Below are 7,221 nucleotides of genomic sequence, written 5' to 3'. Positions count from 1 at the left end.
GTCACCGTGACCGGGGCGGCCCCGAGCCCCTGGGCCGCGAGCCGCACCCGGACCTCGGCCGGGGTGCGGATGAAGGCCACGGGGGGCACCTCCACCCCGTCGATCCACAGATCGGCCGGGGCCCGGCCCTCGGGGACCACGGGATAGACGGGAAACGGGAGGGCGGCCGGCGGGCGGCCCGGCCGCTCGGTGTCCCGGCCGTCGGAGAGGAGGATCACGGCGGCCGCGTCCCGGCGCGTGCGCGCCACGGCCTCCAGGGTACGGCCGATGGGCGAGGCGTCGGCCCCGAACGTCGGCCCGGAGGGCGGCAAGGCCTCCGGCGGGTCCCCGAGCCCCAGCACCTCCACCCGGTAGGCCGGGGAGAGCGCCTCCAGCCTGCCGGCCCAACGCCGCAACCACTCCCGGGCGCCCTCGGCGGCGGCCCCCGACCCCAGGACCATGCTCCGGGACGTGTCCACCACCACCGGCAACGGGGCCGGCTTGACCCGGGTGAGCGGCACCTCCCGGGCCGGCCGGAGCACCGCCACGCCGACCGCGACGAGGGCGGCCAGGCGCACGGCGAGGAGCACCCACCGCCTCCAGCCCCGGATCCGGGCGGCCGCGGTGGCCCACGACCCGACCGCGGCCATCACGACGAGGCCCAGGGCCGCGAGCCACGGCCCTTGGGCCCCGTTCCAGACCCAGGTGGCCTCGGGGCTCACGGCCGCTGCCTCCGCCGCAGGATAAACGGGATGTGGACCTGGTCCTTCTTGTAGTTCCCGGTGAGGGCGTAGAGCACCAGGTTCACCCCCAGCCGAAACGCGAGCTCCCTCTGCCGCTCGCCTCCGGGCACGCAGGCGTGGGTGAACCCGGCCACCGGATCGGCGTCCCAGGCCCCGCCCAGATCGTTCACCACCAGGATCGCCGGGGTCAAGTCCTCGCGATCGACTCCGTAGAGGAATGGTTTGACCAGCACCCGGCCCGGCGCCCCGGAAAGGAGGTAAAAACTCTGGTACACTGTGTGGTCGGCCGGAAGCGGCCGCAGCCTCCGGCCGGGCATGACCCGCTCCAGGAGCTCCTCGACGCCCCGGGCGAACCCCGAGTCCGGGACCCCGGTTGCGTCGTCGAACAGGACGAACCCGCCGTGTTCCAGGTACCGGGTCAGGGCCTCCTCCCCGGCCGGCCCCAGCCGCGGGGGAGCGAGCCGCCCGGCCACGTAGAGGAACGGGAGTTCAAAGAGAGCCGGGTCCGCCGGATCGATGACCCGCCGCCGGCCCGCCGGCTCGACGCTGGTGCGCCGGGCGAGCTCCCGCAGGAACCGCCCGGCCGCCAGGGGGTTGGGATCCCAGGCCCCGGGGTAGCGCAGCTGGGCCCACACGAAGTACGAACGAAGCCCGTATCCGCGCGCAGAAAAGGGAAAAAAGGCGGCGCCCAGGGCCGCGCCGATCCGTCCCAGGGCCTGCCGTCGGGTCCATCCCCCGAAGTTCCTGGGCGTCTCACCCATCGCGACGGACTCCTTTCCGCCAGCGGGCCGAGAGCGCGGCCTCCGCCAGGAGGGCCGCCACCAGGGCCGCGGCCACCGCCCCGGAGGCGTCGGTGCGGCCCGGGATCGCTGCCGTCCCCGCCCCAACGGCCTCGCCCGCCGTGGCGGCCCGCGCCCCCGCCCCCAGGCGCCGGGCGGCCTCCTCGGGGGCGAGCCGCCGGAGGTCCGATTCCGCCGGGGGCAGCCGGGCGTAGAACCGGTCTTCCACGCCCCCTTCGGTGATCACCCGGTAGGGCCCCACGGCGGTCGGTACCGGGGGCGGATCGCCCGGGGCCCACACCGTGCGGCCGCCGTCGGGGCCCTCGAGCGTCACGGTCTCCCCGTAGGGCAGTTCCAGGGGCTCCCCCGCCGTCACCACCGCCGGCACCCGCGGCCGAAGCCGGCCGGCCGCGTGGAGCAGCAGCCGCTCGAGCCAGGGCAAGAACCCGGCCTGGAGGCACAGGTCGGCCCCGTCCCGGTCGAGGGTGGTGGCCACGAAGAGCACCCGGCCCCGGCCGACGGCCCGCTCGAGGATCGCCGGCGCGCCGTCGGCGAACCGGGCCCACACCCGCACCCCGTCGGCCGACCGGGTGTCCAGAACCCAGTAGCGCCTCACCCGGGTCTCGGCCAGGTCGCCGGCCTCGGGGTCTCGGAACGCGGCCATGAACCCGGTGAAACTGGCCGGGTCCAGGGATTCGTACGGGGGGCGGAGGGGGTCGGCCTGGGCGACCTCGATCCGGTCACGAAGGGGGGCGGGCAGCATCGCCCCCAGATCGGCCTCGGGGATCAGGTGATCGCCGGCCGAGACCACCACGGCGGCCCCCCGGGCCAGGGCGTCCTCGACGGCCCGGGCCACATCGGCCGAAAACGGGCGCGGGTTCGCGACGAGCACCACGTCGATTCCCTCCAGGTCCTCGGGCCGGAGATCGGCCTGGCGCACCTCGCGCACCCGGAACCGCTCAGCCAGCTCGCTCCCCGGAGCGAAGGCCTTTCGCACGAAGAGAAGCTCGTCGCGGATCTCAAACCCCTGGGGGTCTCCGTTCACCAGGAGCACCCGGGGCGCCCCCGCCCACCGGAGCGGCAGAACGATCCGGTCGTCCACGGCCAGGTCTCCCCCCGGCTCCACCGAGATGGCCGCCTCCGCCACCTCGGCCTCCCGGGCGTACCGAGCGGTCGGCTGGCCCGGGTCGAGGAACGCCACCCGTTCGGGCCGGCCCGGCGCCTCCCAGCGCACGGTGACCCGGCCCTCCATTCCCACCCGGCCGACCTCGACCTCCACCGCCCCCGCCCCCTCGCGCACCTCCCCGAGCCAGGCGTTCGCGGGCGCCGGCCACCCGCAATCCAGGAGGAAGACGGGCGCCGCCCCCTCGGACCCGCCCCCCGCCCCGGCGCCCCGGGGCCAGGCCGTGGCCTGGAGGTCCGAGACGACGGCGATGCGGGCCCCGGGAAACCCGGCGGCGAGGCCCCGGGCCGCCGCCAGGGCCCGGCCCAGGTCGTGGCGCCCCGGGGCCGGCTGGATCGCCCTCACTGCCGCCTGGGCCTCCCGCCCCGGCAGGGGCCCCGCGGGGTCGTCGGCCTCCGAGGTCGTGACGATCCAGAACCGGTCCTCCGGGCCGGCCCGGGCGATCACCCGGCCCAGGGCCTCTTGGGCCCGGTCCATGGCGGAACGCCCGCCCTGGGCCGCCCCCATGCTCGGAGAACGGTCCACCACCAGGAACCAGACCCCCGGGCCCTCCCGCAGGGCCTCGGACACGCAGCCCGGGCCGGCGTAGAGGAGGGTAAGGGCCGCCAGGGCCGCCATGCGGGCCGCAAGGAGAAGCCACTGCCGGATCCGCCACCGGGCCTCGGCCCGGGCCCTCGCCCGCTCCAGGAACCGGAGCACCCCCACCGGCACGGTGCGCACCCGCCGCCGGCCCAGTAGGTGGAGCACCAGCGGCACGAGGACCGCCAGGAGGCCCCACAGGAAGAAGGGCCTCAGGAAGTCCACCGGTTCCTCCGAACCGCGGCGAGGATCCGGCCCAGGGCCGGCACCGGGTCCTCGTGGGTGGTGACGAAGGCGTAGGGGATTCCCTGGGCCTCGGCCCGGGCGGCCACGGCCGACCGGTAGGCCTCGATCTCCTCCCGGTAGGCCCGGCGTACGGCCAGGGGATCCAGCACGAGCTCGGCCGGCCCTTCCAGGTCAAGAAACCGGGTCGTGTCCTCGAACGGGAGGTCGAGCTCGTCGGGGTGGAGGAGATGGCAGACCCGGGGGGCCATGCCCCGGGCCCGGAGCACGCGAAACGGCTCCAGGCCCTCGGCCTCCGGGTCCAGGAGGTCGGAGAAGACGAACACGGCCGCCGAGCGCCCCACCCGGTCGGCCAGGATCTCGGCCGCCGTCCCCAGCCGGGCCGGCCCCGCCGGCCCCACCCGGGCCAGGGCCTCGATGAGGGCCCCCAGGTGGCCCAGCCCGCCCCGGGGGGCGAGCGCCAGCCCCTCGTCGGCGCCCCCGGCCACGTAAAGGCCCACCGCGTCACCCTGCCGCAGGAGGCAGGCCGCCACGGCCACGGCCCAGCGGGCCGCCCGGTGGTACTTGCTACCCCGGACCTCCCCCGAGCCCCCGAAGGCCATGGAACCGCTCGCGTCCACGACCAGGGCGGCCCGCTGGAGCCGCTCGTCCTCGTAGCGCTTCACGTACAGCCGGTCGGTCTTGGCATAGACCCGCCAGTCCATGTGGCGCAGGTCGTCCCCGGCCGTGTACTCGGTGTGCTCCGAGAACTCGAGGCTCGCCCCCCGGCGAGGGCTTCGGTGGAGGCCCCGTTGGGGGTAGGCGCTCGGGGGCCCGGGAATCGCCCACCGGCTCAGCCGCGCCACAAGGCCCGGGTCGTACAGGTCGGCGCGGTCAAGCACGGGGGACGGACCTCACCACCTCGTCGAGGATCTCGTCCACGCCGACCCCCTGGGCCTCGGCCCGAAAGTTGGTGACGATCCGGTGCTTCAGGACCGGCCGTACCAGGGCCATCACGTCGTCCGGGCCGGCCGCGAACCGGCCGTCGAGCATGGCCCGGGCCTTCGCCCCCAGGATGAGGTGCTGGGCCGCCCGGGGTCCGGCGCCCCAGGCCACGTACTCCGCCACGGCCTTGGGGGCCTCGGGGCCGGGCCGGGTCGCCCGCACCAGCCGCACGGCGTAGGCCAGGGTGGAGTCGGGCACGGGCACCCGGGGCACCAGCGCCTGGAGCCGGGCGATGCGCCCGGGATCGAGCACCTTGCGGACGGCCGGGGGCGGCCCCGCGGTGGTGCGCCGGACCACCTCGAGCTCCTCGTCCAGGTCGGGGTAGGCGACCTCGATGGAGAAGAGGAACCGGTCCAACTGGGCCTCGGGCAGCGGGTAGGTCCCCTCCTGCTCCACCGGGTTCTGGGTGGCGTACACGAGGAACGGCCGCGGAAGGGGGTGGTCCTGGCCCGCCACCGTGACCTTGCCCTCCTGCATGGCCTGGAGGAGCGCCGCCTGGGTCTTGGGCGAGGCCCGGTTGATCTCGTCGGCCAGGAGGATGTTCGTGAACACGGGCCCCGGCAGGAACCGGAACTCCCGGCGCCCGGTGTGGCGGTCCTCCTCGAGAACCTCGGTGCCCGTGATGTCGCTCGGCATAAGGTCGGGGGTGAACTGCACCCGCTTGAACTCGAGGTCGAGGCAGTCGGCCAGGGTGTGGACGAGAAGGGTCTTCGCGAGCCCCGGCACCCCGATGAAAAGCCCATGCCCCTGGCTGAAGAGGCTCACGAGGAGGAGGTCCACGACCTCCCGTTGCCCCACGATGACCTTGGCGATCTCGGACCGGATCTCGTCCCGGGCCCGGGCCGCCTCGGCCACGAGCTCGATGTCGGCCCCCGGCGTGGGGGCGGCTTCGGTGTGCATGGCGACGACTGCTCCTTTTTGGGCCTCCGGCCCGCTGGAAAGCTGGAAAGCTCGGAAGCTAGAAAGCTAGGAAGCTGGGAAGCTGGGAGGCCGTGGTTCCTCCGTGTCCTCCGTGGTTTCCCTTCAATGCCCCCCGGGGCCGTGGCCCTCGGGCGCGCCGGCCAGGAGCGCCACTACCTCGGCCTCGGCCCGGGCGTCCTCGGTGCGGTCGAGTTCCGTAAAGAGCTCCACCCGGAGCCGCCGGCTGGGCAGATGGAACGGGTTGATCTCCAACACCTCGTCCAGGGCGGCGAGCGCTTCCTCGACCCGGCCCAACTCCCGGAGCGCCCGGGCCTTGCGATACCACAACACGGCCAGGTCCGGGTAGAGGGCCAGGGCCTCCTCGGCCACCCGCACGGCCTCCTCGAACCGGCCCCGGGCCAGCAGCCCCAGCACGTGGCGCGAGGCGGTGGCCGGCGACCGGGGCGCCGCGGCAAAGGCCTTCTCGTACTCGAGGGCGGCCGCCTCCATCCGCCCCTTCCCCCGCAGAAGATCCCCCAACCGGAGGTAGTCCCGGGCCTTGGGCACCGGCGCGTCCCCCGGTTCCTCGTCGCCGCCCCGGTCGGCCAGGTGGAGTTCCAGCACCTCCATGGGCTCGTCCCGGAACCCCTGGGCCTCCACCCAGGCCCGCCACGCCTCGTCAAAAGACGCGAACGTGCCGCCCCAGACCGCCTCGAGGGCCTCCCGGTCACCGAGCCCCCGGCCGATCCCCTCCACGAGGCGCCGAAGGGCCTGGGGTCCCCGCTCCTCCACCAGGAACGCCATCATCGTGCCCACCTCGGCGAACGCGAGGGCCGTGTCCTCGGCCGAGGGGAGCTTCGCCACCGAGGGGCTCATCTCGTCGAGCGAGATCAGCGTGCCCTCCTTCATCCGCCGGGCCAGAAGCGCCCGGGCGGCGGGCTCGATCTCCCCGACCCGGCCCCGCCAGACCCCTTCGAGGAATTTGGCCACGCCCTCGTGCACCCAGATGGGGGCCTGGCCCTCGCTCAACCGGTACACCGCGAGATGCACGTACTCGTGGCACAGGGTGTCGCGCCACCGGTAACCCCACAGGGTCGCCCGGGGGCTCGTGATCATGATCCGGTTGAACTTGCAAAGACCGATCGTGCCCGAGGTCTCCACCTCCTTGCGGGTCAGGGTGGACACGGCCGTGAAGGCGGCCGCCGTGGGGTAGATCTCCACCCGCACGGGCCGGTCGGGGTCCGGCTCGAACCCGAGCCACTGGGCCACCCCCTCCCGGGCCGCCTGGAGCCCCTCGAGGGCCGGTTCGACCAGGATCTCGTCCTTGGGATCGGCCCAGAACACCGCAAACCCGCCGGCCTCCCGCCCCTCCATGTCCCGGGTGTTCCGCCAGGTGGCCTCCACGAGGTCCCGGAACGGGCCCTCCACCCCCAGGGCCTCGAGCCGCTCCAGGGCCTCCCGGTACCGGCCCTCGAAAAAGAGCACCCGGGCCTCCAGGGCCTGGACCTGCGGATCGCCGGGCCGCTCCGCGGCCAGGCGGTCCACGAGGTCCCGCGCCTCGGCCACCCGCCAGGAGGCCAGCAGGTTGTTCCCCAGGTAGAGCCCGAGCTCCCCGGCCGAGACCCCGTACACCTCGGCCGCCCGGACCCCGGACGCCCCGAGGGCGGCCAACAGGGCGCCCAGCACGACGCCGAGGACGCTCGTCCTTACCCCTTTCGCTCGTTTCACCATACCGCCTCCGCGCCCGGCATCCTCACCGGATCAGCCGCTCGTAGTATCCCTCCACCTCGCGCTCGTAACCGGGCGGGGGCCGGCCCTCCCGCATGGCCCG

5 protein-coding genes and 1 pseudogene are annotated in these 7,221 nt (G+C 74.8%); all 6 read right to left on the bottom strand.

Going from position 1 to position 7,221, the window contains the following annotated elements; genetic code table 11:
• A pseudogene (locus tag ACY0I8_RS14725) lies at window positions 1-701 on the bottom strand (hypothetical protein); the annotation flags it as partial.
• Window positions 698-1,483 (bottom strand): DUF4159 domain-containing protein, encoded by a 786-nt coding sequence (locus ACY0I8_RS14720; RefSeq protein WP_461395347.1) that lies wholly within the window; start codon window positions 1,481-1,483, stop codon window positions 698-700. The pseudogene ACY0I8_RS14725 and the gene ACY0I8_RS14720, both read right to left, overlap by 4 nt.
• Window positions 1,476-3,488 carry a BatA domain-containing protein gene (locus ACY0I8_RS14715; protein ID WP_461395346.1) on the bottom strand — a complete coding sequence of 671 codons (2,013 nt, stop codon included), beginning with the start codon at window positions 3,486-3,488 and terminating at the stop codon, window positions 1,476-1,478. Before ACY0I8_RS14715 ends, ACY0I8_RS14720 begins: the two co-directional genes overlap by 8 nt.
• Window positions 3,476-4,387 (bottom strand): DUF58 domain-containing protein, encoded by a 912-nt coding sequence (locus ACY0I8_RS14710; protein ID WP_459942178.1) that lies wholly within the window; start codon window positions 4,385-4,387, stop codon window positions 3,476-3,478. Before ACY0I8_RS14710 ends, ACY0I8_RS14715 begins: the two co-directional genes overlap by 13 nt.
• Entirely contained in the window at window positions 4,380-5,390 is a 1,011-nt protein-coding gene (locus ACY0I8_RS14705; RefSeq protein WP_459942179.1) for an AAA family ATPase, read from the bottom strand. Before ACY0I8_RS14705 ends, ACY0I8_RS14710 begins: the two co-directional genes overlap by 8 nt.
• A gap of 123 nt (window positions 5,391-5,513) precedes the next feature.
• Entirely contained in the window at window positions 5,514-7,118 is a 1,605-nt protein-coding gene (locus ACY0I8_RS14700; protein WP_459942180.1) for a peptidase MA family metallohydrolase, read from the bottom strand.
• Window positions 7,119-7,221 lie beyond the last annotated feature (103 nt).

It is taken from the genome of Deferrisoma sp. (genome assembly GCF_054681715.1).
Note: the sequence above shows the minus strand (reverse complement) of the source record. Positions and strands in the feature narration are given on the sequence as shown.